The 26,140-nt window shown below is 63.0% G+C and carries 16 protein-coding genes; 4 read left to right on the top strand and 12 right to left on the bottom strand.

Features of this window, described 5'->3' with window-relative positions:
- Window positions 1–21: 21 nt before the first annotated feature.
- The 3 genes from ACQY4G_RS01720 to ACQY4G_RS01710 all read right to left on the bottom strand — a co-directional run bounded on the left by ACQY4G_RS01720 (window position 22) and on the right by ACQY4G_RS01710 (window position 6,237).
- The gene (locus tag ACQY4G_RS01720) at window positions 22–2,793 is read right to left on the bottom strand and encodes a TonB-dependent receptor (RefSeq protein ID WP_421992615.1); all 2,772 of its coding nucleotides are present in this window, start codon (window positions 2,791–2,793) and stop codon (window positions 22–24) included.
- A gap of 158 nt (window positions 2,794–2,951) precedes the next feature.
- Entirely contained in the window at window positions 2,952–4,991 is a 2,040-nt protein-coding gene (locus ACQY4G_RS01715) for a 3-hydroxyacyl-CoA dehydrogenase NAD-binding domain-containing protein (RefSeq protein WP_421992613.1), read from the bottom strand.
- Window positions 4,992–5,001: 10 nt separating this feature from the next.
- Window positions 5,002–6,237, bottom strand: coding sequence for a serine hydrolase domain-containing protein (locus ACQY4G_RS01710; RefSeq protein ID WP_421992611.1), 1,236 nt, complete (start codon window positions 6,235–6,237; stop codon window positions 5,002–5,004).
- Window positions 6,238–6,412: 175 nt separating this feature from the next.
- Between ACQY4G_RS01710 and ACQY4G_RS01705 the strand changes: the two genes are divergently transcribed.
- Window positions 6,413–8,149, top strand: coding sequence for a class I adenylate-forming enzyme family protein (locus tag ACQY4G_RS01705; RefSeq protein WP_421992609.1), 1,737 nt, complete (start codon window positions 6,413–6,415; stop codon window positions 8,147–8,149).
- Window positions 8,146–9,372: a TetR/AcrR family transcriptional regulator gene (locus tag ACQY4G_RS01700; protein WP_291173700.1), complete on the top strand. Its 1,227-nt coding sequence runs from the start codon at window positions 8,146–8,148 to the stop codon at window positions 9,370–9,372. Before ACQY4G_RS01705 ends, ACQY4G_RS01700 begins: the two co-directional genes overlap by 4 nt.
- Here the strand turns inward: ACQY4G_RS01700 and ACQY4G_RS01695 are convergent.
- Genes ACQY4G_RS01695 through ACQY4G_RS01685 form a run of 3 tightly spaced genes read right to left on the bottom strand, consistent with a single transcriptional unit; the run spans window position 9,364 to window position 12,963 of the window.
- Window positions 9,364–10,665: an MFS transporter gene (locus tag ACQY4G_RS01695; protein ID WP_421992607.1), complete on the bottom strand. Its 1,302-nt coding sequence runs from the start codon at window positions 10,663–10,665 to the stop codon at window positions 9,364–9,366. The genes ACQY4G_RS01700 and ACQY4G_RS01695 overlap by 9 nt on opposite strands.
- Window positions 10,662–11,732, bottom strand: a complete 1,071-nt coding sequence (locus ACQY4G_RS01690) for an acyl-CoA dehydrogenase family protein (RefSeq protein ID WP_421992605.1) — start codon at window positions 11,730–11,732, stop codon at window positions 10,662–10,664. Before ACQY4G_RS01690 ends, ACQY4G_RS01695 begins: the two co-directional genes overlap by 4 nt.
- Before the next feature lie 19 nt (window positions 11,733–11,751).
- Window positions 11,752–12,963, bottom strand: a complete 1,212-nt coding sequence (locus ACQY4G_RS01685) for an acyl-CoA dehydrogenase family protein (protein WP_421992603.1) — start codon at window positions 12,961–12,963, stop codon at window positions 11,752–11,754.
- A 107-nt stretch (window positions 12,964–13,070) separates the two neighbouring features.
- Between ACQY4G_RS01685 and ACQY4G_RS01680 the strand changes: the two genes are divergently transcribed.
- Complete coding sequence (locus ACQY4G_RS01680; protein ID WP_421992601.1) at window positions 13,071–13,964, top strand: HpcH/HpaI aldolase/citrate lyase family protein; 894 nt, start codon at window positions 13,071–13,073, stop codon at window positions 13,962–13,964.
- On the opposite strand, the gene ACQY4G_RS01675 is transcribed toward ACQY4G_RS01680, so the two are convergent.
- The 6 genes from ACQY4G_RS01675 to ACQY4G_RS01650 form a co-directional block, all read right to left on the bottom strand.
- Window positions 13,961–14,695, bottom strand: a complete 735-nt coding sequence (locus ACQY4G_RS01675; RefSeq protein ID WP_421992599.1) for a 3'(2'),5'-bisphosphate nucleotidase CysQ — start codon at window positions 14,693–14,695, stop codon at window positions 13,961–13,963. The genes ACQY4G_RS01680 and ACQY4G_RS01675 overlap by 4 nt on opposite strands.
- Window positions 14,696–14,785: 90 nt before the next feature.
- On the bottom strand, window positions 14,786–16,087 hold the full coding sequence (locus ACQY4G_RS01670) for a sugar MFS transporter (protein WP_421992597.1): 1,302 nt from the start codon (window positions 16,085–16,087) through the stop codon (window positions 14,786–14,788).
- Window positions 16,088–16,196: 109 nt separating this feature from the next.
- Complete coding sequence (locus tag ACQY4G_RS01665) at window positions 16,197–18,575, bottom strand: glycoside hydrolase family 3 N-terminal domain-containing protein (RefSeq protein WP_421992595.1); 2,379 nt, start codon at window positions 18,573–18,575, stop codon at window positions 16,197–16,199.
- A gap of 76 nt (window positions 18,576–18,651) precedes the next feature.
- A complete protein-coding gene (locus ACQY4G_RS01660) occupies window positions 18,652–19,860 on the bottom strand; it encodes an MFS transporter (protein WP_421992593.1) in 1,209 nt (402 codons plus the stop codon).
- Window positions 19,847–20,908 carry a LacI family DNA-binding transcriptional regulator gene (locus ACQY4G_RS01655; protein WP_421992591.1) on the bottom strand — a complete coding sequence of 354 codons (1,062 nt, stop codon included), beginning with the start codon at window positions 20,906–20,908 and terminating at the stop codon, window positions 19,847–19,849. Before ACQY4G_RS01655 ends, ACQY4G_RS01660 begins: the two co-directional genes overlap by 14 nt.
- A 168-nt stretch (window positions 20,909–21,076) precedes the next feature.
- A complete protein-coding gene (locus tag ACQY4G_RS01650) occupies window positions 21,077–24,430 on the bottom strand; it encodes a TonB-dependent receptor (protein ID WP_421992589.1) in 3,354 nt (1,117 codons plus the stop codon).
- Window positions 24,431–24,585: 155 nt separating this feature from the next.
- Here ACQY4G_RS01650 and ACQY4G_RS01645 point away from each other — a divergent pair, with 155 nt between their 5' ends.
- A complete protein-coding gene (locus ACQY4G_RS01645; protein ID WP_421992587.1) occupies window positions 24,586–26,100 on the top strand; it encodes a tryptophan halogenase family protein in 1,515 nt (504 codons plus the stop codon).
- The last annotated feature ends 40 nt before the right edge of the window (window positions 26,101–26,140 follow it).

The following is a 26,140-nucleotide window of genomic DNA, read 5'->3' as shown; positions in this document are numbered from 1 at the left end:
ATGTGGCTCATCCGATGCGGATCAGAAGCCGGCGCGAACGGTCACGCCATAAGTCCGCGGCTCGGCCAGGAAGGCCGAATAGGTCTGCTGCGGCGCGACCAGCGGCGTATTGAACGCAACCTGGGTGTAATCCTTATCGAAGAGATTCTGCGCCCAGAGTTCCACAGCCCACCGTTCGTCTGGCCCACGCACGCCGATACGACCGTTCACGAGGAAAAAGCTGTCTTGTTCTTTCCCGTACAGCAGGTCCGAGCCCGTGTTATAATCATCGCTCAGCCTGGTATTCAGATAAAACAATCCGGACAGTCCGCTATTGCCTAGAGGCGGCGTGTAGGAAATCGATGCGGTTGCGATCAATTCCGGCGCGTTCGACAAATTGTCTCCGGGAAGCAGGCGAAGCTGATCCGTCAAGGGAGACCCGTCATTACTACCAACAAGATCATCGTCGAACTTGGTGTTGGCATAGGTCACACCGAAATTGGTGGTCAGATGCCGTGCTGGGCGCAAGTTAAGTTCCACCTCGACGCCGGTCGAGGTGACGCCCGGCTTGACGTCTGAGGGATCGCAAGATCCTGTGCCGCTGTCCGCATCCTCGTCGGCACCGGGCCCGTCAATCAGGTTCGAACAGCCGTTGATGTTCTGCACAACGAAGAAGAGTCCGTTGAACGTATTCAACTGGAAGCTTGAAAATTCCTGATGAAAGGCGGCAACCGATAGCGTCCAATTCCGCCCGTCATATTTTCCGCCGATTTCGTAAGCGTCGACAGTTTCCTCCTCAAACTGAAGATTAGGCGCGAGCGCCTGCGCCCCGCCAAGTTGGCTGAAAGAGGGGATCGGCGATTTGAGTGCCGATGTGTCGAGATTGTACCCACCCGCTTTATAGCCGCGCGAGTAGCTTGCGTAGACCAAAGAGCGATCGGTCGGTTTGTAGGAGAGGATTGCCGTGCCGGTGAACGCGTCCTCATCGCGTGTATCGGATATCGACTGACCATCAAGCTCGGCTGTTGAATTGAAAAGGCAGCTTAGCGTGACGAAACCGCCGAGCAACGGATCGAGCGCAGGTGAAGCACCCAAGAAGGGGAGGAGCGCCTGCTGCTGTGCAGGACAAACTACATTGTCATTACTGAAGCTTGCATCGATCGACTTGGTTTCATTCGTGTAACGCAGGCCGAGTGTCAGATCGAGTTTGTCGGTAATGTTGAAGATATTGTGAGTGAAAAATGCGAAATTCTCACTGTCCTGACTAAATCCGCCTCCTCCGGCATTGCCAAGGTCGCGTATCGTATCAAGCCGATCGAATGCGCCGATCACCACAGGTGTCAAAGGTCCGAATGCGGGATCAACCCCTGGGGTGAACGGATTATCCGCGAGAAATGCGCGAGTTTGGGGGGAAAGACAGCCGGTCGCGTCTGTCGTCGTCGGTACACCTGCAAGAACAGCTAGACGACAAGCCGCATAACGCCCATACTGTTCACCGAAGCGCAGGTTGTCCCGTAAATTCAGCTTCTCATTCGCGTAGTATGCGCCCACCAGCCAATCCAGAATGCCATCAAACGCTTCGCCTTGGAGCCTCAGTTCCTGAGTGAATGTCTGGAATTCGCGTGCGCCCGCGTTACTTCCTGGCGCGCGATAGAGAATATCGACTTGAGTGTAATCGGTATCCGAAGCCTGATTGTTGGAATATTCGCGATAGCCAGTGATTGATGTCAGGGTAACGTTACCGAAATCCCAGTTGATTTCGCCGGAAAGGCCCCAGTCCTCGGTCTCGCCAGCATATGACCTACCGGGTGTGATATAGAGATCGCGGTTGAAGGTCGATTGGGACAATGCGCGCGGATCCTGTCCGAGACCCAGCAGGATAGGCACGATCGGGTTCGAGGTACTGGTGAGAGGTGGGCCGCCATTTGGCCTGGTGAACGGATTGAGCCCCGGGCTGACTTGCGCAAGAGGTGCAAACTCCGGCTGCACAAATGTGGCCGCACAGCAGGCTTCGTCCTTCTTCGAATAATCAGCTACGAGACGAAAACTCAGATCTTCCGTCGGCTCAAAGAGAACTTGGCCGCGGATCAGGTAGCGGTCACGATCGTTTATCCGCACATCGTTGACGACATCGTTGTAAAAGCCGTCGCGTTGGAAATAGACGCCGTCGAGACGCGCTGCCACGGTCTCCCCAATCGGAGCGTTGATCCCACCTTCGACCTTGATCGCATCGTAATTGCCATAGGTGAAGGCGCCATAGCCTGAAAATTCGAATTCCGGAGGGGCGGTGTAGATGTTGATCAGACCGGCCGAGGAGTTGCGACCGCCCAGAGTGCCCTGCGGACCGCGCAAGACCTCTACGCGGTCGATCGGGCCTAGCTCACTCAGCGCATTCCCGGATCGCGAACGGTATACACCGTCGACAAACACGGCAACCGAGCTCTCGAGGCCAGGATTGTCACCCACCGTGCCGATGCCGCGAATACGGGCTGAACCATTGGCCTCGTTACCCGTCGAGGACACGAGCAGCGATGGAGCCACCTGATTGAGCTCTCGGATATCTGCAGCACCGGAGTTACGCAGAACCTCGGCCGATACGACATTCACTGCCACTGGAACATCGGTCAATTCCTGCGCGCGGCCCTGTGCGGTAACGATGATGACATTGCCGTCGTCGACGTCGGCGGCATCGACGAGATCGGGGGCTTGATCGTCGGTAGCCGGGTCTTGCGCTTGCGCCGCAGCGGGCGCGAAGGCCAGCGCTCCGGCCAATGCTCCAAGGGCGCAATGGTGGCGTAATCCGAGTCTTTGCATGGGTTTCTCCTCTCCTCTGGGCCACGCACTACCGTGCGCGTACCCTTGCATCGAATGTCAATGCGCATTGCATATTTATGTCAAGGGACAACGGCTCAACGCATGGTTTCAATCGTCGAATTGCGTACCGCTGTTTCGAAATTGCCGCACTTATCCACTCATCCCGTGAATTTTCCATTCCCCTCGGCGGTCTTGCGAAGATAGCCGCTGACCGGCAGGCCGTGCTTCTCCAGTCCGGCAATGACGGTGTCGAGACCGATCGTGTCGGCCCAGAACATCGGGCCGCCGGTGTAAAGCGGCCAGCCGTAACCGTTGATCCACACGACATCGATATCGCTGGCGCGCTGGGCCATGCCCTCATCGAGGATCTTCGCGCCTTCGTTGACCATCGGGTAGAGCAGCCGTTCGCGAATCTCTTCCTTGGAGATCTCGCGCTGCTCGCGGCCTTCCTTGGCGGCGAAATCGGCGATGATCGCCTTCACTTCGTCCGACGGCGTGCGGTTACGCGCTTCGTCATAGTCGTAGAAGCCCTTGCCCGCCTTCTGTCCGAAGCGTCCCTTGGCGGACAGCGCTTCGCGGATCGTGGTGACCTTGGTCGGGTCGCGGTGCCAGCCGATGTCGATCCCGGCGAGATCGCCCATCTGGAAGGGCCCCATGGGGAAGCCGAAGTCGAGCAGCACGTCGTCGACTTCCCAATAGTTCGCTCCCTCCATGATCAGTTCGTTCGCCTGTTCCTGCCGCTTCGACAGCATGCGATTGCCGATGAAGCCGGGACAGACACCCGACACTGCCGCCACCTTGCCGATCCTCTTCGACAGCTTCATCACCGTGGCGAGCACGTCGTCGCGCGTTTCCTTGCCGCGCACGACTTCGAGCAGTTTCATGATGTTGGCGGGCGAGAAGAAGTGCATGCCGAGCACATAACCGGGCCGCTTGGTCGCGGTGGCGATCTCGTCGACATCGAGATAGCTGGTGTTCGAAGCGAGAATCGCTCCCTGCTTCACCACTTCGTCGAGCTTGGCGAAGACTTCCTTCTTGACGTCCATGTTCTCGTAGACCGCCTCGATCACCAGATCGCAGTCGGCAAGGTCGTCGTAGGACAGCGTGGGGGTAAGCAGACCCATCGCCCGTTCGAGCTGCTCGTCCGTCATCCGGCCCTTCTTGGCGGTGTTCTCGTAATTCTTGCGCATCACGCCGGTGCCGCGATCGAGCGCGTCCTGCGCCATTTCGAGTATCGTCACCGGAATGCCGGCGGACAGGAAGTTCATCGCGATGCCGCCGCCCATGGTGCCGGCTCCGATCACCCCGACCTTCTCGATCGGGATCAGTGGCGTGTCCCTGGGCACGTCGTCGATCTTGTTGGCGGCGCGCTCGGCAAAGAAATAGTGGCGCATGGCGGCGCTCTGCGTGCCGGACATGAGCTTCATGAACAGCTCGCGTTCCTTCTTGACGCCGTCTTCATAGGACAATTCGCCTGCGGCCTTGACCGCCTCGATCGCGGCATTGGGCGCGTCGAAGCCGCGGATCTTGCGCGCTTGCGACGCGCGAAAGCGGTCGAACAGGTCGGGATCGCGGACGCCGTCCTCGTTCGCCTTGCCTTCCGAGGCGCGGGGGACCGGCAGGCCGATCTTGGACTTGGCAAAGGCGATCGCGTCGGCCTCGAGGCTGTCCTCGTCCACCAGTGCATCGACGAGGCCGATCGCTTCTGCCTTCTTGGCCGGGATCGGATTGCCGCCGACGACGAGGGGCAGGGCAGCTTCCGCCCCGACAAGGCGCGGCAGGCGCTGCGTGCCGGCGGCACCCGGTATCAGGCCAAGCTTCACCTCGGGCAGGCCGAGCTTCGCGCTAGGCACCGCGACGCGGTAATGACAGGCGAGCGCCACTTCGCACCCGCCGCCCAGCGCCGTGCCGTGGATCGCGGCCACCACCGGCTTCTCGCTCGCCTCCATCGCGTCGAGCGTCTCGGGCAGGTTGGGGCCGACCGGCGGCTTGCCGAATTCGGTGATGTCGGCGCCGGCAAAGAAGGTCTGGCCGTCGCATCGAATGACCACCGCCTCGATGCTGTCGTCACCAAGCGCTTCCTCGATCGCGCCTTTCAGCCCGGCACGCACCGCCTGGCCCAGCGCATTGACGGGCGGATTGTCGGAAATGACGACGAGGACGTTGTCATGGCGTTCGGTGCGGATGGGGGAGGTCATGGAAGTCTCCTCAGGCATATGTTTCGGTGAGGGCGGAATAGATCAGCGTCTTCAATTGCCGCCGGATGGGATAGGTCGACGAGGGATAGACCTGCGTCATGAAAACCATGGTGATCCGTTCGACCGGATCGACGAAGAAGGCGGTCGAATAGGCGCCGCCCCAGTAGAACTCGCCGAGGCTCGACGGCATCAACGTTTTCGCCGGGTCGATCACCATGGCGAAGCCGAGGCCGAAGCCGGTCCCGGCGTTGTTGGCCTCCGAAAACAGGCTGCTCGACATCTCGGTGAGGTCGGCATTGTCGGGCAGATGGTTGGTGCGCATCAGTCGCACCGTCTTGGGGCTGAGGATGCGCGCGCCGTCGAGTTCGCCGCCGTTCAGCAGCATCGTGGCAAAGCGGTGATAGTCGGCAGTCGTACCGACGAGACCACCGCCACCACTGTCGAATGTGCCCGGCTTGTTCAGCTTGCTGGTCGCGCCCGCATTGATCATCTTCGGCGCCTGTCCCGGCCGATAGGAATAGGCATCGACCAGCCGCTCGGCCTGCCCCTCGGCCACGCCGAATCGCGTGTCGGTCATCCCGAGTGGGCCGAAAATGTGCTTCTCGAAATACTCGCCCAGCCGCATCCCGCTGATGCGCTCGACCGCGATGCCGAGCACATCGGTCGAGACCGAGTAGTTCCACCCCTGTCCGGGCGCGAACTCGAGCGGTAGTTTCGACAGCTTCTCGATGAAACCATCGCTGTCGAGATGGTCGCGGGCGAAGTCGAAATTGTGCTCGCGATAGACCGCATCGATATTGTTGCGGTTCTGGAGGCCGTAGGTCAGGCCCGACATATGCGTCAGCAGGTCGACGAAGCGCATCGGATGCGCGTGCGCGCCCGGCGCGAAAGGGATCGACCCGCCGCCGCCCGCGTAGACTTTGAGATCGGCGAGCTCGGGGAAAACCCGCGTGACCGGCTCTTCCAGCGCGACCTTGCATTGTTCGACCAGCTGCATGAAGGCAACCGAGGTTACCGGCTTGGTCATGCTGGCGATGCGGAACAGCGCGTCGTCGCGCAGCTCCCGCTTGTCGTCGCCCATAGCGCCCAGCCTGGTGTAGTGTACCGGCTGCCCGTCGCGCGCGACCAGCAATTGAGCGTTCGGCAGGCGACCGCTGTCGACATAGGCCTGGGCAAGGAAGGGCGCGATACGCGCAAGCCTGTCGGCATCGAAACCCAGTGATCCGGCGTCGGCCAGCTCGAACATTGCGCTCTCCTCTCCCGCGCATACCTATGCTTCGGTTTTGCACGAATAGCGATTTCATCTGTTCTTGCCACCCTCATACCTTTCCTTCGAAGGTGGCTTGCCTAGGAGCGTCAAGCGCGGTTAGACCACGGATGGAGAGAGTCGCCCGGACAGAGGCGGCGTATAAGGGGATGCCATGAACGAGCTCGCGCATGCGACCGATTTCGTGTTGCCGGCGAACTGGCCTGCCATGTCGAGGGAGAACTGCGTCGAGCGATTGACCGCTCCGGGCAAGCGCTTCGAGATGGACACGATCGACATTCGCGGCGTCCCGACGCGCGTGTGGAAGAATGCGCCTGCGAACCTGCGGTTGGTAGCGATGGCTGCCCGCGCGCATGGCGAACGCCTGTTCGCGATCTATGAAGACGAGCGGGTCACCTACGATGCGTGGTTTCGCGCGGTCGCGCGTCTCGCCGCCGAATTTCGCGCGCGCGGGATCGCCAAGGGCGATCGCGTGGCGCTGGCGATGCGCAACCTTCCCGAATGGCCGGTCGCCTTTTTCGCTGCGACCACGATCGGCGCGATCTGCGTTCCGCTCAACGCCTGGTGGACCGGACCCGAGCTGGCCTTCGGGCTCGCCAATTCGGGTTCGAAACTGCTCGTCTGCGATGCCGAACGGTGGGATCGGATCGCGCCCCACCGCTCGGAGTTGCCTGACTTGGCAACCATATTGGTTTCGCGCGGCGAAGGAGCGATGGAAGGAACCGGGCGGCTCGAGAACATCCTCGGCACCCCGAACGATTATGCTGCGCTTCCGCAGGCCGAATTGCCGCCCGAAGAAATCGCCCCCGATGACGAGGCGACGATTTTCTACACCAGCGGCACCACCGGCCAGCCCAAGGGCGCGCTGGGTACGCATCGCAATCTGTGCACCAATATCCTGTCGAGCGGATTCAATGCCGCCTGCGCTGCGCTGCGTCGGGGCGAGGAACCGCCGGAACCGGTGCAGAAAGTCGGGCTGACGGTCATTCCCCTGTTCCATGTCACCGCCTGCTCGGCCGGATTGATGGGCTATGTCGTGGCCGGCCACACGCTGGTTTTCATGCACAAGTGGGATCCGGTGAAAGCATTCCAGCTGATCGAGCGTGAGAAGGTCAATCTGACCGGCGGCGTACCGACCATAGCCTGGCAATTGCTCGAACATCCCGAGCGCGGGAATTACGATCTCTCCAGCCTGGAAGCGATCGCCTATGGCGGCGCCCCGGCCGCGCCCGAACTCGTCCGCAAGATCCACGAGGAATTCGGCGCACTGCCTGCCAATGGCTGGGGCATGACCGAGACCATGGCGACGGTCACCGGACATTCGTCGGAGGACTATCTCAACCGCCCAGACAGTTGCGGTCCGCCGGTCGCTGTAGCGGACCTCAAGATCATGTCGGATGATGGCGAGACCGAGCTCCTGACTGGTGAGGTGGGCGAGCTGTGGGCGCGCGGCCCGATGGTGGTCAAAGGATATTGGAACCGTCCCGATGCGACCGCCGAAACCTTCGTCGACGGCTGGGTGCGCACCGGCGACCTCGCCCGGCTCGACGAGGAAGGCTGGTGCTATATCGTCGATCGCGCGAAGGACATGATCATCCGCGGCGGCGAGAACATCTACTCTTCGGAAGTCGAGAACGTGCTCTACGACCATCCTGCTGTGACCGATGCGGCGCTGGTCGGCATCGCCCACCCGACGCTGGGCGAAGAACCTGCCGCCGTGGTTCACCTCGCCCCCGGCACTACGGCGAGCGAGGAAGAACTGCGTGCATGGGTCGCGGCGCGGCTGGCGAAATTCAAAGTGCCCGTGCGCATCGCCTTTGTCGAGGAGACGCTGCCACGTAACGCCAATGGCAAGATCCTCAAGAAGGACCTGGGGGCCTTCTTCGCGTGAACGGTCCCGCCGCCACCCGCAAGTTCGGCGAGAAGCGCGAGGCGATCGTCCATGCCGCCGCCGTGCTGATCAACGAGGTAGGTGTGCAGGCGACCACGCTAGCGGAAGTGGCACGCGCGATCGGCCTCAATGCGACCAGCGTGACTTATTACTTCCCGCGCAAGGAGCAACTGGTCGTCGCGGTCTATGACGAGACGCTGACGCTGATGGAGCGCATGGCGCGGGAGGCACTGGCGCAGGACGATCCCGCAGCGCGGCTGCGGCACTTCATCGCCGCGCATGTCGCGCTCAGGAAACGAATCCGCGCGGGCGAACGCGGGCTGACCACCGCATTGTCGGAAATCCGCACGCTCGATCCCGAGGTGCAGGACCCGCTGATGGCGCATTACCTGAGAGTAGTCGATCTCGTGCGGCGGTTCTTCGGCGAATGGCGCGATAGAGATCAGCGGGCACTGTTCTCGGCGCGCGCGCATATCCTGCTCGAGGCGATGATGTGGTGGCCGGTGTGGTCGCTGCGCTACTCGGTGCTCGATTTTCCGCGGATCGAGGAGCGGCTGTTCGATGTTCTCGCGCACGGACTGCCCGCGCAACGCGGCGCTTTCGATCCGCAGCCCCTTGTAGGCAGCTGGCGCACCACGGAGGACGACGAGGCGGGCCAGAACGAGGCGTTCCTGCGCGCGGCGACGGTGACGATCAACGAACGCGGCTATCGCGGCGCCTCGGTCAATCGCATCGCCGAGAGCCTCAATGTCACCAAGGGCAGTTTCTACCACCACCACCAGGCCAAGGACGATCTGGTGCTGGCGTGTTTCCAGCAAAGCTACGATCGCCTCTCGGCGGTGCAGATCGCGGGACGCGATATCGAAACCGACTACTGGACCCGCCTCTCGAGCGTGCTGGCCGAACTGGTCGATTTGCAATTCTTCGATCGCACGCCCTTGCTGCGGACGACAGCGCTGCAGGCGCTCGATGCGGAACACAAGATCGATGTGGTCACCCGGTCGAACCGGCTGGCGCGGCGCTTTGCGGGGATGCTGATAGACGGCATCGCCGATGGATCGGTGCGCGCGATCGATCCGCTGGTGGCGGGGCAGGTCATCATGTCGACGGTCAATTCGGCCTATGAGGCGCGCCATTGGGCCGCCCGCTTCGACCCGCCCGAAGCTTCGATCCGAACTTATCTCTCGGCCATGTCCGAAGGCCTGCTTGCGCCGTCAGATTGAGCCGCGCGGCTCGCGCACGCGCCAGATCATCAGCGCCAGGCTGGCGATCAGCGAAGCGAAGGCCGCAACGATCAGCGGGGCATAGCCCAGCGCGGCGATGCTGAGGCCCACCAGCACCGGACCGATGGAAGACACGCCACCCTCTACGGTGGTGGTGAGCGCAAGCCGCATGGGGATGTCTTCGTGCTCGCCGAATTCGAGAACCAGCGTGACCGCCGCCATCATCCAGCCCGAAAATCCGAAGCCGAGGAAGACGAAGCTGGCATAGAGCAGCCAGCCGTCGCCCAGCACAAGCAGCAGCATTCCCGCCAGGCTGCTCGCGAGCGCACCGAGATAGACCGAGCGGAAGCCCCATCGGTCGCCGAGCGATCCCCAGACGAGGTTGGACATGGTGTCCGCTGCGAGAAAGGCGAGGCTCAGCGTCCCGATCAATGCCCCGTCGAGGCCGAGCCGGTCGCCGACATAGAGCGTCCAGAAAGGCAGGCCGACCCGGGCGATCGCGGCGAGGCCATGGGCATACAGGAAGGCGCGGAAATCGCGGTGCCGAAGCAGTTCGCCGAACTGTCCGACCCGCTCGCGCAAGGGCGTAACCGGGCGCAGCCGCGGCGCATCGGGCTCGCGAATACCCATTTTAAGCACGACGAGTCCGATCGATGTCAGGACGAAGGCCAGCAGGAAGGTCGTGGCATAGCCATTGCCCAGCCATTGCTGCTCGATGAAATAATGCCCCGCCACCCAGGCGAGACCTGCGGCGATCAATCCGCCCACCATATTGCGGATGCCTTGCAGGCGTCCGCGCCGGTCGATGGGAATGAGCTTGGCCATCAGCATCTGGAACGCCACCCGCTGCGCGCCGCTGAAGAAGCCCAGCAGCAGGAAGCTGGCGAGGGTGACGACCAGCAGCGCAGTGCCCTCCAGCGTCCACGCGGCAATGGCGAGCGCCAGAACCATGACCCGCATCATCGAACCCACGGTAATCGCGTAGGGCAGGATGCGCTTGCGGCTTTCGACCTGCGCGCCCGAGAGAATGGGCGAAACCGTACCGCCCAACTGCAGCAGCGCGGTGCCCAGGCCAACCGCAGCGGCGCTGCCGGTCAACAGGTAGAGATAGGCGGGGATGATCGTGGGAGCGTAGATCAGGCGAAAGCCCGTCATGCCGAACACGCCATGTGTCAGGTTGACCTGATAATTGCGCCGGAGGTTCGCCTCCATAAATGCGCGATGGCGCCCCCAGACGTCGCCGTCGGGGAGCGCCGTGTCTTCCTCGCCCGATGTGGCGAGCGCCTCGCTCAATAGCTGGCGAGCTTGGCGAAACGGTCTTTGAGATAGCTCGATGAACCCCAGCTGGCTTCGAGCACGCGGGCGCGCTTGAGGTAGAAGCCGACATCGTATTCGTCGGTCATGCCGATGCCGCCGTGCAGCTGGATGCCCTGATTGCTGATCGTGTGCAGCACGCGGTTGGCCTCCGCCTTGGCGATGGTCGCCGCGCGGGCGACGCCGAAGCCGCCATCGACCGCCTGCAGCCCGGCCTCGACCGCGCTGCGCATCTGCGCGAGGTCGGCGAAGAGGTCGGCCATGCGGTGCTGCAGCGCCTGGAAGGTGGCGAGCACCTGGTTGAACTGCACGCGCTGCTTCAGATAATCGAGCGTGGTGTCGAACACCTGCTGCGCCATTCCGAGCATTTCGGCTGCGGTCAGCACGCGTGCCCGGTCGAGCACATCATCCAGCAGGCTGTCGCCACCGCCTTCGAGCTTTTCCGCCGCCGCGCCGTCGAAACTCACGTCGGCATGGCTGCGCTGGTCCGTAAGTTTGCGCGTGGTAAGCGATACGCCGTTACCCTTTTCGACCAGATAGAGCCCGTCCTTGGCCGCGACGACGAACAGGTCGGCGCCGTGCGCTTCGTGGACGAAGGCCTTCTTACCCGTCAGCTTACCGCCCGAAACGCTTGCCTCGATCGCGCTGGGATCGTGATGCGCACCTTCGTCGACCGCCAGCGTGGCGACCGTTTCGCCGCTGGCGAGCTTCGGTAGCCACTTGGCCTTCTGCTCATCGCTGCCACCCAGCACGATCGCGCTTGCCGCGATGGTCGTGGCGACCAGCGGGCTGGCGGTCAGCGTCTTGCCGAGTTCCTCGACCACGAGGCCTGCCGACATGAAGCCGAAGTCCGACCCGCCGTGTTCCTCGGGGATGATAACTCCGGCCCAGCCCATCTCCGCCATCGTGGCATAGGCATCGGCATTGTAGGCATGCGGCTCACCCGCCGCGCGAACCTTGCGGAATTCGGTGACCGGGCTTTCGTTGGTCGCCCATTCGCGCGCCATGTCGCGCAGCATTTCCTGTTCTTCGTTGAGAACTGCCATGTCTGTGTGCTCCCCTCTCTTACTGGTGGTCGAGCATGCCGAGCACGCGCTTGGCGATGATGTTGTTCTGGATTTCGGTCGAGCCGCCGTAGATCGTCGTCGCCTTGCCGAAGAGCCAGCCGCGCACGGCCTTGAGTTCGCCGTCGGTGAACTCCTCGCCCTCCCAGCCGAGGCCCTGAAGACCGCGGATTTCGATCAGCAACTCGCTGCGTTCCTGGCTGAGCTTGGTGCCGACCTTTTTCAGCACCGAGCTGATTTCGGACACGCCGCCCTGCGCCTTGCTCTCCTCGACCGCACGGCGCGCGGTCAGCAGGAAGGAATTCCAGCGGATCTCGAAATCGGCGATCTTGTCGCGCAGCACCTTGTCGGCGAGTTCGCCCGCCGCATCGGTCTCGCCATACTTCTTGGCGATCTCGCCGAGGCTCTGGCCCATCATCCGGGCAAGGCTGCCGCCGCCCGAGATGTTGGTGCGCTCGTGCTGGAGCAGGCGCTTGCCGATGGTCCAGCCCTGGCCTTCCTCGCCGACGAGATTCTTTTTCGGCACTTTAACATTGTCGAAGAAGGTTTCGCAGAACGGGCTGGTGCCGCTGATCATGGTGATCGGACGGACTTCGACGCCCGGCGCGTCCATATCGATCAGCATGAAGCTGATGCCGCGATGCTTGTCGCTCTTGTCGGTGCGCACGATGGCGAAGCATTTGTCCGCCCACTGACCGCCGCTGGTCCAGGTCTTCTGGCCATTGACGATATAGTGGTCGCCCTTGTCTTCGGCGAAGGTCTGGAGATTGGCGAGGTCGGATCCGGCATTGGGTTCCGAATAGCCCTGGCACCAGCGGATTTCGCCACGGCAGATGGGCGGGATGTGCTCCATCTTCTGCTCTTCACTGCCATATTCGAGCAGGGTGGGGCCGAACATCATCACGCCCATGCCGCCGATCGGGTTGTAGGCGCCGACCTTGGCGAATTCCTGATCGATGATCTTGGCCTGTGCCTTGGTCAGCCCGCCGCCGCCATATTCCTTGGGCCAGGTGGGGGTTCCCCAACCGCGCTCGCCCACGGCCTCGCGCCATTTCGTCTGCGCGGGACTCTCATTGGTCGGTCCGTCGACGCCCGACAGAGCATTGGACTTTCCCTTGAGCTCCTCGGGGAAATTGGCGGCGAGGAATTGCCGCACTTCGGTGCGGAAGGCGTCCTCGTCTGCGCGGACGTCGGGTTCTAGCTGGGTCGCCATGATTCTCTCCTAAATCTCCATCGATCTGCATACCGCAAAGCTTACGCTTACGGAAATACGCTAGGGCATGCTTGACGAATGCCGGGCTTTGCGTCTCAAGCACGCGCATGACCGCAATACCCGAACCCCGAATCCGCATGCGCAGCTGGCTTTTCGCACCCGGCGACAGCGACAAGAAAATGACCAAGGCAAGCGAGAGCGAGGCCGACATCGTGATCTTCGATCTCGAAGATGCGGTGGTCGAAAGCGGCAAGGCCGATGCGCGGGGCGCGATAACGCAATTCCTGAGCAAGAAGTCCAAGGACGAACGCGCGCGGCTGTGGGTGCGGGTCAATCCGCTCGACGGCGACTGGACCGCCGAAGACCTCGCCGCAGTCATGCCGGCGCGCCCGGGCGGGATCATGCTTCCCAAGTCGCGCGGACGGCACGATGTGGAGGAACTCGATCGCCAGATGACCGCGCTCGAGGTCGAGAACGGAATCGAAGCCGGATCGACCCCGGTGATCGCGCTGGTGACCGAAACCGCGGCGGCCATGTTCACCACCGGCGATTACGGCGGCGCGCCGCGACTGGCGGCGATGACCTGGGGGGCGGAAGATCTCGCCGATTCCCTCGGCGCGCAAAGCAACAGGGATTTCGATGGCGATTTCGCCTTTACCTACAAACTCGCGCGTAGCCTGTGCCTGCTTGGCGCGGCGGCGGCCGAAGTGATGCCGATCGAGACGATCGACACCAATTTCCGCGATCTCGAGGCATTGCGCAAACGCGCCATCGAGGTGCGCCGCCAGGGCTATCGCGGCATGCTCGCGATCCACCCGGCGCAGGTGCCGGTGATCAACGAGGCCTTCAGCCCAAGCGAGGAAGAAGTTGCCGAAGCACGCGAGATCGTGGCGCTGTTCGAAGACAATCCGGATGCGGGCACGATCGGCTGGAAGGGCGGCATGCTAGATCGCCCGCACCTGTCGCGCGCGCGCCAGCTGCTGGCTCAGGTCGAGGGCTAGGCCGAGAGCTTCGCCACTTCGCCCAGCACCCGCTCGGCCCATTCCGGGCGGCAGATCAGCAGGTCGGGCATGTAGGTGTCGGACTTGTTGTAGGTGAGCGGGCTGCCGTCGATGCGGCTGGCATGCAGGCCGTGAGCGAGTGCGACCGCTGCGGGCGCCGCGCTGTCCCATTCGTATTGGCCGCCGGTGTGAAGGTAGATTTCCGCTTCGCCGCGCACCACGGCCATCGCTTTCGCGCCCGCGCTTCCCATCGCTACCAGCTCTGCGCCGATCGCTTGGGAGACGCTGACCGCTTCGGCCGCCGGGCGGGTGCGGCTGACGACCATGCGCGGGGTGTCGGCTGCCTTGGGTAGGGCGATCGGACCATCGCTGCGCAGCACGGTGTCCAGGCCCGGCAGGGCGACTGCACCGATTTCGGGCCTGCCGCCCACGCATAGCGCAACATGGACCGCCCAGTCGGTTCGCGCCTCGCCATATTCGCGCGTGCCGTCGACCGGATCGACGATCCACACGCGCTCTTTCGAAAGCCGCTCGGGCGTGTCCTTGCTCTCTTCCGAGAGAAGGCCGTCATCGGGTCGCTGTTCGCGCAGGGCGTGGACGAGGAACTGGTTCGCGGTCTGGTCGCCCGCATTGCCCAGCGCCTTGCCTTCGAACATGCCGCTCTCGCGCACCTCGATCAGGATCCTCCCCGCAACTTCGGCGAGATGCGCGGCCAGTTCGGCGTCGGTCATGTCGATGGTATTCCCGGTGTCCAAATGATCGGGGGTCGCATGGCAGACCGTCGCCGCCTTGCGAACCCCCTAACTTGTGCAGCTGCGAGATCAGCCGATGGCCGGACGCCGGGCAAAGACCCCGAAGCCGGCGATGATGGCGTAGCACACCACCGGAATCACCATCGCCGCCGCAAGATTGCCGCCAGTAGCATCGGCGACGACGCCGTAAAGCAGCGGGACGATCGCGCCTCCGCAGATAGCGACGTTGATGATGCCCGATCCATCGGCCGCGCGGGGTCCCAGCTTTTCGCAGGCGAGCGAGAAGATCGTCGGGAACATGATCGAGTTCATCAGGCCGACCGCCAGCAGGCTGTATGCCGCCACTTCGCCCTCGCCGTTGGCCGAAATGAGGATCAGCAGGATCGCGCCCGTTGCGTTGAAGGCGAGGATCTTACCTGGCGAAAAGATGCGCAGGAAATAGGAGCCGATGAAACGGCCGACCATCGCGCCGCCCCAATAGAGCCCGATCATCCAGCCGATCACGCTTTCCGGCTGCCCCAATACGCGCTCTTCGGAAAGGTAGTTGATGATCACCGAGCCAATCGAAACCTCGGCACCGACATAGAGGAAAATGCACAGCGCGCCGTATCCGAAACGCCTGCGCTTTAAGAGGTCGAGGCCGGCGAGCCCTTCTGAGGCTTCGTGCTTTTCGCCCTGCAGGCGATTGCGGAACATCCATACGACAAAGGCGACCAGCGCGATCAGTGCGGCAAGGCCGAGATAGCCCTGCCAGATCGCCTCGCTCTCGGCCTGGCGATAGGCCTGGAGCTCCGCGCCCGACAGCTGGTCGGCGCTGACCGTGGCGAGGCTGCCGAGGATGATTGCCGCCCCGACGATCGGGAAGATGGTGGTGCCGAGCGAGTTGAACGCCTGTGCAAAGGTCAGGCGGCTGTGCGTGGTGCTGGCCGGGCCGAGCAGGCTGATCAGCGGGTTGGCCACCACCTGCACGATCACCACGCCGCTGGCGAGGATGAACAGCGCGAACAGGAAGATGGCATAGGTCGCGGTCTGGCTGGCCGGGATGAACAGCAGGCAGCCGGTCATCATGGTCAGCAGACCCGCCACGGCGCCGCGCATATAGCCGATCTTCTTGACCAGCTTGGCACCGGGAATGCCGATGATCGCATAGGCTGCGAAAAAGCAGAACTGGACCAGCATCGCTTCGGTCCAGCTGAGCGTGAAGAGCTCCTTCAGCTTGGGAATTATCACATCGTTGAGCGATGTGATGCCGCCGAAGATGAAGAACAGGCCGAAAACGAAATATTGCAGGCCCGGCGCATTCACATGTGTGCCCTCATCCTCGATCGGATTGGGATCGGTGCTGGTCGCAACGTCGGGTGCGAGTGCCATGTCGGTATCCTCCCTGAAACCGGTATCGCCTTTCGCGACCCGGCCTTTGTCCTCATGCTAGGTGTGGCAGGCTTTTGCCGTCACACAAAACGAATACGAATGTGCTCGCTCAGAACGAGCAGTCGGTGCCTTCGGCCACCTCTTCACGGGTGATTGTCGCGATGTCGAAACTGAAGGCGCCCTGCGAGGTGAACGTCAGGCTGTCGCCCAGACCCGGGGCGCATTGACCGGTGATGACCATTTCGCGCCAGTCCTTCTCGGCAGCGACGGAAAACGGGTGGGTCAGGTCGACCGTCACGTCGCCCACGGTGAGCGAAACCGGCTGGGTCGGGCGCCGCTTGACCCGGTAGGCGATACGATAGGCGCCCGAGCCTTCGCCTTCCTGTGCGATGGTCAGCGACGCGCCGGGCGAAAAGGCGATTTCGCGCGAATCTTCCTGCGCATTGCGGTCGATGCCAATCGCGGTCACCCCCGCTGCCGAGCCCCGCAGGTCGGGCAGGTCGGTGCTGCCGGCCGCTGCGGTCACACCATCTGCGAAGCGGCCGTTGACGAACCATTCGGCGCCCTCGTGTGCGAGTAGGGCGTCGCAGTTCTCGTCAAGCCGGCGCAGCGGCGAGGTGTCGGTGAGAGCGCGGCCATAGCCTACCGCAAACAGCGCGCCTTCGGGTCCGTTGAGCGGGCCATGGTCGCAGGTCGCGGGCCAGCTGAAGCCGAGCTTGCCGCTCGCCGGAACTGCTCCGGTAAGGACATCGGCAATGCCCGCGCCCTCGCTACCCGGGAGCCACGAAGCGACGAAGGCGTCGGCGGCATTGAGTTCGCGGTTGACCCACATCGGACGCCCGCTGAGGAACACGGCAACGGTCGGAACGCCCTCGGCCTCGAACTTGCGCAGCAGGCCGAGCCCTTCTTCGTCGCGGAATGCAAGGTCCTTCCGGTCGCCCGCGAATTCGGCATAGGGTTCCTCGCCGAATACCACGACCGCGACGTCCGGCTTGTCGGCATAGCTCCCGTCCGCGGACAGAATGGCACTTCCGCCGCTGGCTTCGGCTGCGTCCTTCAATCCCTTCCAGAGGGAGGTGGCGCCGGGAAAATGTTCATTATTGTCGAGTTCGAGCCCGCCCTGCCAGGTAAGCGTCCAGCCGCCTGAAGCCTGCGCGATGCTGTCGGCTGCGCTTCCTGCGACGAGGATATTTGCACCCTCGGCCAGCGGCAGCACACCGTCATTCTTGAGCAGAACCTGCGATTTGGCCACCGCTTCGCGGGCGATCGCGCGATGCTCGCGGGAACCGAGCAATTCATACTCGCCCGCATTGGGCCGGCCGGATGGCTTGACAAATTCGTCGAGCAGCCCCGCGCGCATCTTCACCCGCAAGACCCGGCTGACCGCCTCGTCGAGCACCGCCATCGGGATCGTGCCGTCCTGAACCTGGCGCACGAGCGTGTCGTGCAAACCCTTCCACTCGTCGGGCACCATGTAGATATCGAGCCCGGCGAGAAGCGACTGCGGACAGTCGGTGTTCGTACAGCCCGCGACCTGGCCGTGGCCGTTCCAGTCGCCCACGACGAGGCCGTCGAATCCCAGCTCGCCGCGCAGCACGTCGGTCAGCAATTCCTTGTTGCCGTGCATCTTGCGGCCATTGATTGAATTGAAGCTGGCCATCACCGACTCAACGCCGGCCGCGATCGCGGCGGGGTAGGGCGCGGCGTGGATCGCCTTGAGCGCCTCGATGTCGCCGGTCACCTCGCCCTGGTCGACCCCCTGGTCGGTGCCGCCGTCGCCGAAGAAGTGCTTTGCCGTGGCGATGACATGGCCCGCGCCGAGCCGGTCGGCTTCGCCCTTGCGGCCCTGCAGCCCCTCGACCAGGGCGGCGCCGAGCGGGGCGACGATGGCGGGATCTTCGGAATAGCTTTCGTAAGTGCGCCCCCAGCGATCGTCCTGCGCCACTGCGACCGTGGGCGAGAAGTTCCAGTCGATGCCGGTCACTTCGATCTCGACCGCCGTGGCCTCGCCGATACGCCGGATCAAATCGGGATCGCGCGTCGCGCCGAGGCCGATATTGTGCGGAAAGATCGTGGCGCGCACCACGTTGGTGTGGCCGTGAACCGCATCGGTACCCCACATTGTCGGGATGACGGGCTCGTCGCCCTCCATCGGCTGGACGGAGGCGACATACATTTCATCGGCATGGCGCAGCCATTCCGAAGCCGGCGCGAATTCGTCGCCATAGGGGCCGCGATTACCGCCGTTGAGATAGCTGCCGAAGCGATAGCGCTCCATGTCCTCGGCGGTGAAGGAGCCGATCTGCGGCTGGATCAATTGCGCGACCTTGCGCTCCAGGCTCATACGCGCAACGAGATCGGCTACGCGCGCGTCTTCGTCCGAAACGGGCGCCGACGCCGTGCGCGGCGTATTCCGAGCTTCCGACGAAACCGTGGTGCAACCCGCCAAACCCATTGCGGCAGCCGTCGCCAGTAGAATCGCTCGCATTCGAAACATCCCTCCACGCATTCCCATTCTTGAGAACGTTCTCAAAAACGAGGATTGCCATGTGGTCGCAGCAAAATCAAGCCGCGAGTTCGCTGCGTGGCATGGTCGTGAGCAGGATGGTCGCCAGGGCGGCAAGGCCGGCGAGTAGCCAGAATAGGCCGCCGAAACCGAACACCGGAACCATCGCCAGCGTCAACCAGGGCATGATCAGGCTGGGCACGGTATTCGTCAGGTTGAAAAAGCCGAGATCGCGCGCCCGCCGGGCCGGTCGGGGCAGCACCCTCAGCGTCTGGCTGGAATGCAGTGCCAGGAAGACGCTGGTCGAGAGACCGAAGATGACGTAACCGGCAATCGCTCCGCCGAGCCCATCGGCAAGCGCCATGATCACGAGGCCTAGGCTTCCGATTCCGGCGCCGATCACCAGCGGAAGGATGGGGCGACCGCGGGCATCGGACCAGCGACCGGTAAGCAAGGCTGCCGGTACCGAGAGGCCGAGCACGATGGCGAAGATGCGCGCGATATCGTTGTCGCCGAAAGTGGGATCGATTCCCGTAATCCAGATAAGCAGATAGGCGAACAGCGCCGCTTCGGCTATCTGGACCAGCAACCGGGCGAGCCACATCCGCGCGACCGCGCTGCGCTTGACCCGCCCGCGCAATTCGCCGTCATGCGGCGTCTCGACCATCAGCTGCGGCATGGGACGCGGACGTCCGAACAGGACGACCGGCAGCACCATAGCGGCGACCAGGCCCGCGACCAGGCCAAGCCGACCGTCGGCATCGGCAAGGCCCGGCAGGGTCACGAAGGCGCCCGACAGCGCGCCCAGCGCCGGCGCGAAGGCAAGAAGGCCGCCGAGCAGGCCCTTCTGATGGTCCGGCACGACGTCGCCCGCCCATGCCGCCAGCGGTGCAAGCATCATGTTGATCGACACCTGCCATATCACGATCACCAGCAACAGCTGCGCGGGCGTCTGCGCCAGCTGGACCAGTTGCAACAAAGCCCCCGACACGATCATGCCGCCGACGATCCAGGGCTTGCGTGTCCGGGTGATGTCGCTCAGCCAGCCGAAGCCGATATTGGCGATGCTGGCCGCGATCGCCCCGGTAAAGGCGGCATAGGCGAGCAGATCGATGGTCGCCTCGCCCGCCATTGCGCTGGCCCTGAGCGGGAGTAACAGCGTGAGGAAGGGGGCATAGGATACGGAGCCACCCGCGACGGCCAGCGCATACAGCAACAGGAAGCGCCGGGACTGGTACTGTCCTGGCGCTGCGTCAGCTGCGGGCATGGTTCGGCGCGCGGGCGGTCGAGCCGCGAACGATCAACTCACCCTCGACCACCACCGGCTGATCGGGGGCACCGTTCTTGCGCGCGTCGATGAGCAGTTCGACCGCCCGCGCCGTCGTCGCCGAAATCGCCTGATCGAGCGCGGTGAGAGCGGGGCTGGTGAAGCGCACCACCGGTGTGTTGTCGAAGCTGACGATGGAAAGATCCCGCGGCACGTCGAGTCCGCGTTCCCTGGCTACGTCCAGTGCAGCAAGCGCCATCTGGTCGCTACTGGCAATGATGGCGGTCGGTGGATCGTCCCGGTCGAGCAGCGCGCGCGCTGCCGCCAGCCCGCTCTCGAAGCCGAAATCGCCCTGCTCCAGCAGGCCGTCGCAGTCGAGCCCGGCATTGCCCATCGCCTCGCGCCACCCGTCGACGCGCCATGCCGACAGGCTGTATTCGTCGGGACCGGCAATAAAGCCGATCCGCATGTGGCCGAGTTCGATGAGATGGTCGGTCGCCTTGCCAGCGAGCAATTCGTCTCCCATCGTCATGGCGATGCCGGGGCCCTCTTCCTTAGAGCCGATCCGTGCGAAGGGAATGCCACGCTCGGCGAGCAGGCCGGTAATCTGCGGATTTTCCGAGTGCGGCGGAGTGACGATGACCCCGTCGGGCTGCAGCGCCGCAAGCGCCGCGCCAAGCTCGCGCTCGACATGGTCGCTATGCGTGTCGACCAGCTCGAAGATCATGCGATAGCCGCGCTCGGCCGCGGTCAGCATTCCGCCGAGCAGCATCTGGTCGATCCAGTCGCGTCCGTCGCGCGCCCGCCAGTCGGCGATCGTGCGGTCGCGGTCGTTTATGGCGAGGATGAGATAGGACCGCGATCCGCTCATGCGCTGCGCGGCGATAGAAGGAACGTAGCCGAGCTTGTCGATGCTCGCCTGCACCTTCTCTTTCATCGCGGGGCGAACATTGGGTTCATCGTTGATGACGCGGCTGACGGTCTGGAGGGAAACCCCCGCATCGGCTGCGACATGCTTGATGGTGACTGACTGGCGCCGCCGACCCATAGAATTGAAAACCCCATTCTCGCCCGGCTACGCCTTAACGAAGATCACAGGCCCTGTGTTCGATCAGGCGTTTATCCAGCCGCGATTGCGCAACGCTGCGTCGCACAATAAGCAACGGGCCCCGGTCTTGCAACCGAGGCCCGCACTCATTTCATAGGTTCTATCCGCTCAGAAATTGAAGCGCGCGATGAAGGTGAACCGGCGGTCGTTGCGGAATGCCGAACGCGTAACCCTCGTGCCATCGAAATCGATCACCTGCGAGGTTTCGGTCACCTCGTCGAGCAGGTTCACACCCTGAATGCCCAGTTTAAGATGGGAATTGACGTCGTAGAAGATCGACGCATCCAGCTGGCCGGTATCTTCCTGCCAGATGGGCGAGAAGGGGAAGATGTCGTCGCGCGGGGTGATCAGGAATTCCGAACGCCAGTTATAGGCGGCGCGCATCGAGAGCGGCCCCTTCTCGTAGAAGATGGTCGCGTTGATCGTATGCTCCGAAATTCCGGCCAGCGGTTGCCGCGATACGAACGGTCCGCCGTTCAGGGGTTGGAACCCGGTGGAAACCGAGGGCGATCCGATATCCGACAGGTCCGGGTTGGGGAAATCCCCTCCGTCGATGTAGGTATAGGTGAGTTGTGTGCCCAATCCGCTCAGCAACCCAGGCAGGAAATCATAGGTCTGCTGATAGGCGATTTCGAATCCCTTCAGCGTACCGCTGAGATCGTTGGCCGGACCGTTGATGATGACGTCCTGCGACAGGCCGCTCGCTGTCGTATAGTTCACGACACCCGTCCCGGTAGTCACGATCCCGTCGATATCCTTCATGAATACCGCCGCAGTCAGCGAGCCGACGTCGTCGAAGTACCATTCCGCAGACAGGTCGTAATTCCAGGATTCGATCGGCAGGAGGTTGCGATTGCCCGTCGCTATCGAGAGCAACGGTCCATTGTCGACCCGGCCACTGAAGCCGAGAACGCCACTGGCGTTGAACAACTGCAGGTCCGGTCGCGAGATGCCCTTCGAAACAGCGCCACGAATGACCACTCCGGTGCCGCTGTCCAGCCTGATATTGAAGGCCGGGAGCCAATGGTCGAACGTTATCTCGCGATCGTCCTGGACCACCTCGCCGGTGAACAGCGACGCGAATTCTGAAAGGCGAGCGCCCGTCAGATTACAAAACAGTCGCTGCTGACCCGGAGGTAGCGGGGTTGCGCATACTGCGGTGATTTCCGCCGGCTGGACAATGCCATCGCCATTTGCCGAGGGATTGATCGTGGGATCATCGAACTGACCCGGGAGCGGGAACCCGATCAGCCCGCCAGATTTCACCCGCGTTTCGACGTAGCGGAGGCCGATGTTGCCTGCGATCGACCAGCCGCTATCGAAATCGTGGCCGAAGTCCACGCGAGCGTAGGCCGCGTTGGTGATCTCGGTGACGTCAGAGATTTCGGGCGGGCAGAATGGATCGCAAGCCGTTACCGTTCCGGTCACCGGATCGGTGAAGGTGCGGCCGTTCACGCCGAGATTGAACCGTTCGGGCGTCTGTGAAAACTCTCCGATCTGTTCCCACTGCTGGTCGGTCGTCCCGGCGAGGTATTCGCCGAGGAAGTCGTCCCCGCCGAAGAAATAGGCTTCGCCACTGGGAACGGGGGTGGCCGTCCGGCCGCGCTGGAAACCGTCCGCAAAAGGCGAACGGATCTGCGAAAAGCCGGGGAAATCGTCGGTGTATGCGCCGCCACCGATCGCGAACTCCTGCCCGGGCAACCCAGTATAGAAACGGCCCGGGACGAAGCCGTTGCCGAACGGGCCGGGACCTTCCGAGAAACAGCCCGGTCCCGCACCCCAGGGGGCGCAACCGCCACGGCCGGCCCAAGGCGCCGAGAGATTGCCCCAGGTGCTGAAGTTCGTGTTCCGGGTTATGCGGTCCCGTGCAGCCCAGCGCGCGCCGAAGCGGGCCTTCTTGAAGAAGCCGTCGTCGCTGATGTCGTATTCGAGATCGGCCTTGACGCTGAACAGGTCGCCCTCGTTGCGCTCACGGCTGTCGAGGCCGAACCAGTAATAGGTGAAGAAACCGCTCGAGAAATAGTCGTCGGGCGCACCCGGAGGCGCGAGAAACTCGACATTGGGCGTATTGCCGCTGAGGTCGAGCGCGATGTCGGCCCAGGTGCTCATCGCGCCGAAGACCGAATCGCGATTGAGGTCAGAGGTAACGTATTGCGCTTCGACATTACCGCGGAAGCGGTCGGTGAAATCCATGTCGATGTCGAAGGACAAATCCTGGGTCACCGATTCGGTGTCGCGCAGGAACCGCAGCGTATCCAGCGGTATCCCGCCGAGACCGAAGGGTGTCGCGTAGGCGTTGCCGACATTGTCGGTCAGGATGCCGCTCACGAAGCGCCCGTTGTCATCGAAGGTGAAATTCGTGCCCGGACGCGGGTCGGGCGCCGACACGCCGTCGTCGATGCGGCCCAGCAGCGCGAATTCCTCGGTGAAGAAGCTGGTTTCCGAGCGCAGGTACTCGAAGGTCATCAGCAGGTCGCCATCGAGCGTCTCGAACTGGCCGACGGCGGAAAATGCCTCGCGATCACGATCGAGGTCGGTCGTGCGAACACCGGCATATTGCGGAACGATCACCGCGCCTGCCGGCGGGAACTGGTCCTCGGTGAAGTTGGGCGTATCGCCGAAACCGCCCGAATTCACATCGAACACGCGCAGGCATCCGCCGCTCAGATCGGCATTGCGGTAGCAGGGGTCGGCAACCTGCGAGGCATCGGTACGGCTCTTGAGCTCCGACCGGGAATAGGCAAGTTGCAGGCCGAAGGTGCCGGCGCTCGTATCGAAAGTATCCGATACGAGCAGATTGAACGTGGGCGACCATTCCTCGCGCAGATCGCCGTAATTGCCCTCGATCGAACCGGCAATGTTCAGACCCGGATTGTCGAGCGGCTTGCGCGTCACAAGGTTGACCAGGCCAGCAATCTGACCTTCGATCATGTCCGCCGTGGTGTTCTTGAACACCTCCACACGGCCCACGAGTTCGGGAGAAACATCCTCGAAGCTCAGCGACCGTCCGCCGGTGGCCGAGAAGATGTCCCGACCGTTGAGCTCGGAGCGAACGAAGGGCAGGCCGCGGATGATCACGCCGGTACCTTCGACCGAGAACCGGTCGGGGTCGGAAGTTTTTTCGAATCGCCCGATGTTCACGCCGGGAACGCGCTGGAGGGTCTCGGCGATCGAGCGGTCGGGGAGTGCGCCGATATCTTCCGCGGTCACTACGTCGACCACGGTATCCGCATTGCGCTTGATGTTCTGCGCACTCGCCAGCGACTGGCGGAAGCCGGAAACGACGATGACATTGGCATCATCGATTTCCTCGGGTGTTCCGCCCGGAGTTTCCTCGTTGAGCGTGTCGTCCGTTTCCTGCGCCCATGCGGGCTGTGCTGCTACCAGCGCCAGGCCCGATGCTGTGGTGAGCGCGGCGATGCGGCGCGAATGTGCGGCGACGCCAGTCCTTCTAAGAGACATGTTTCCTCCCTTGTCCCAAGCTTCCCAGCAGGTTTGATCCTGCAATCTGTTTGAAACATATCGAAGGTTGTGAGCGTTCACAAGATACAATATGTGCGAGGCGATGAGGCGTGGCGCTCTGGCAACAGAGGCCCCGAAATGGCATGAGGGGAGCGATGGCAATAGAACATATCGTAATCGTGGGTGGCGGCACTGCAGGCTGGATGGCGGCGGCAGCGCTGTCACGGATTCGCGATGGCCGGCCGGTCGCCATCACGGTGATCGAATCGGAACAGATCGGGACGGTGGGCGTGGGTGAAGCGACCATCCCGCCACTCGTCGAGTTCAACCAGGCGCTGGGTATCGACGAACGCGAGTTCCTCGCCGAAGTGCAGGGCACCTTCAAACTGGGAATCCAGTTCGTGAACTGGGGCCAGGTCGGGGAAAGCTACATTCACCCGTTCGGCGCCTATGGCTACGACATCGGCGGAATCAATTTCCACCAGGTCTGGCACAGCCTGCGTGGGCGGGGGGACAAGCGCCCGCTGCAATTGTTCAATCTCGAAACCATGGCGGCCTATTACGGGAAGTTTTCGCGCACCGAAGACTATGCCCGCGACGATCTGCCGCCGATGAACTACGCCTACCACATCGATGCGACGGCTTATGCGCGCTATTTGCGCAAATATGCCGAGAAGCGCGGCGTAGTCCGCCGCGAGGGAATCGTGGAGCAGGTGGCGCTCGACCCGGAAAGCGGCCACGTGGCCAAGCTGACCCTGTCCGATGGTGAGGAGATCGAGGGCGATTTCTTCGTCGACTGCACCGGCTTTCGCGGCCTCCTGATCGAACAGGCGCTCGAAACGGGGTACGAAGACTGGACCCATTTCCTGCCCTGCGACCGCGCCGTGGCGCTGCCATGCAATCGCGACGACGGTTCGCCGCCGCCGCCGTTCACGCGGGCCACCGCGCACAGGGCGGGCTGGCAATGGCAGGTCCCGCTGCAGCGCCGCAACGGCAATGGGCATGTCTATTGCAGCCAGTTCATGGAAGCCGACGAGGCACACGACATTCTCGTGCAGAACCTCGCCGGCAAGCCGACCGCCGAACCCAATCACCTGCGTTTCGTGACCGGCCGCCGCAAGAAGTTCTGGAACAAGAACGTGGTTGCGCTCGGTCTTGCTTCGGGTTTCATGGAACCGCTCGAAAGCACCTCGATCCACTTGATCAACACGGGCGTGAACAAGCTGATCGCGACCATGTCGCTCGACGGCATTACCGAAGCCCAGGCGAATACGTTCAACCGGCTCACGGTCAAGGAATACGAGCGGATCCGCGATTTCCTCGTACTCCATTACAAGGCCACGCGGCGCGACGATTCCCCGTTCTGGGACTATTGCCGGACGATGGACGTGCCGGATTCGCTGACCGAGAAGATCGAGCTGTTCAAGGCGAATGGCCAGGTGTTCCGCGAGGAGGACGAACTGTTCACCACCACCAGCTGGACCGCGGTGATGATGGGGCAGGGCATCTCTATGGAGGGCAACAGCCCCATGGCTGCGGCTGTGGCGGACACATCGGTGCAGGAGATCGACGAGATGGCGAAATCGATCCAGTGGCTGGTCCAGCAGATGCCCGGGCATCACCAGTATCTCCAGCGCTACTGCCCTGCGCGCGAGCCAGCGCCCGCCTGAGGCTTGCCCTTATCGGTGGGCCGCTCTAGCGCTCGCTGTG

Source organism: Qipengyuania sp. (assembly GCF_965277845.1).
In the GTDB taxonomy this organism is placed as follows: Bacteria; Pseudomonadota; Alphaproteobacteria; order Sphingomonadales; family Sphingomonadaceae; genus Qipengyuania.
The sequence above is the reverse complement of the archived record's forward strand: the minus strand, read 5'-3'. Positions and strand labels throughout refer to the sequence as shown.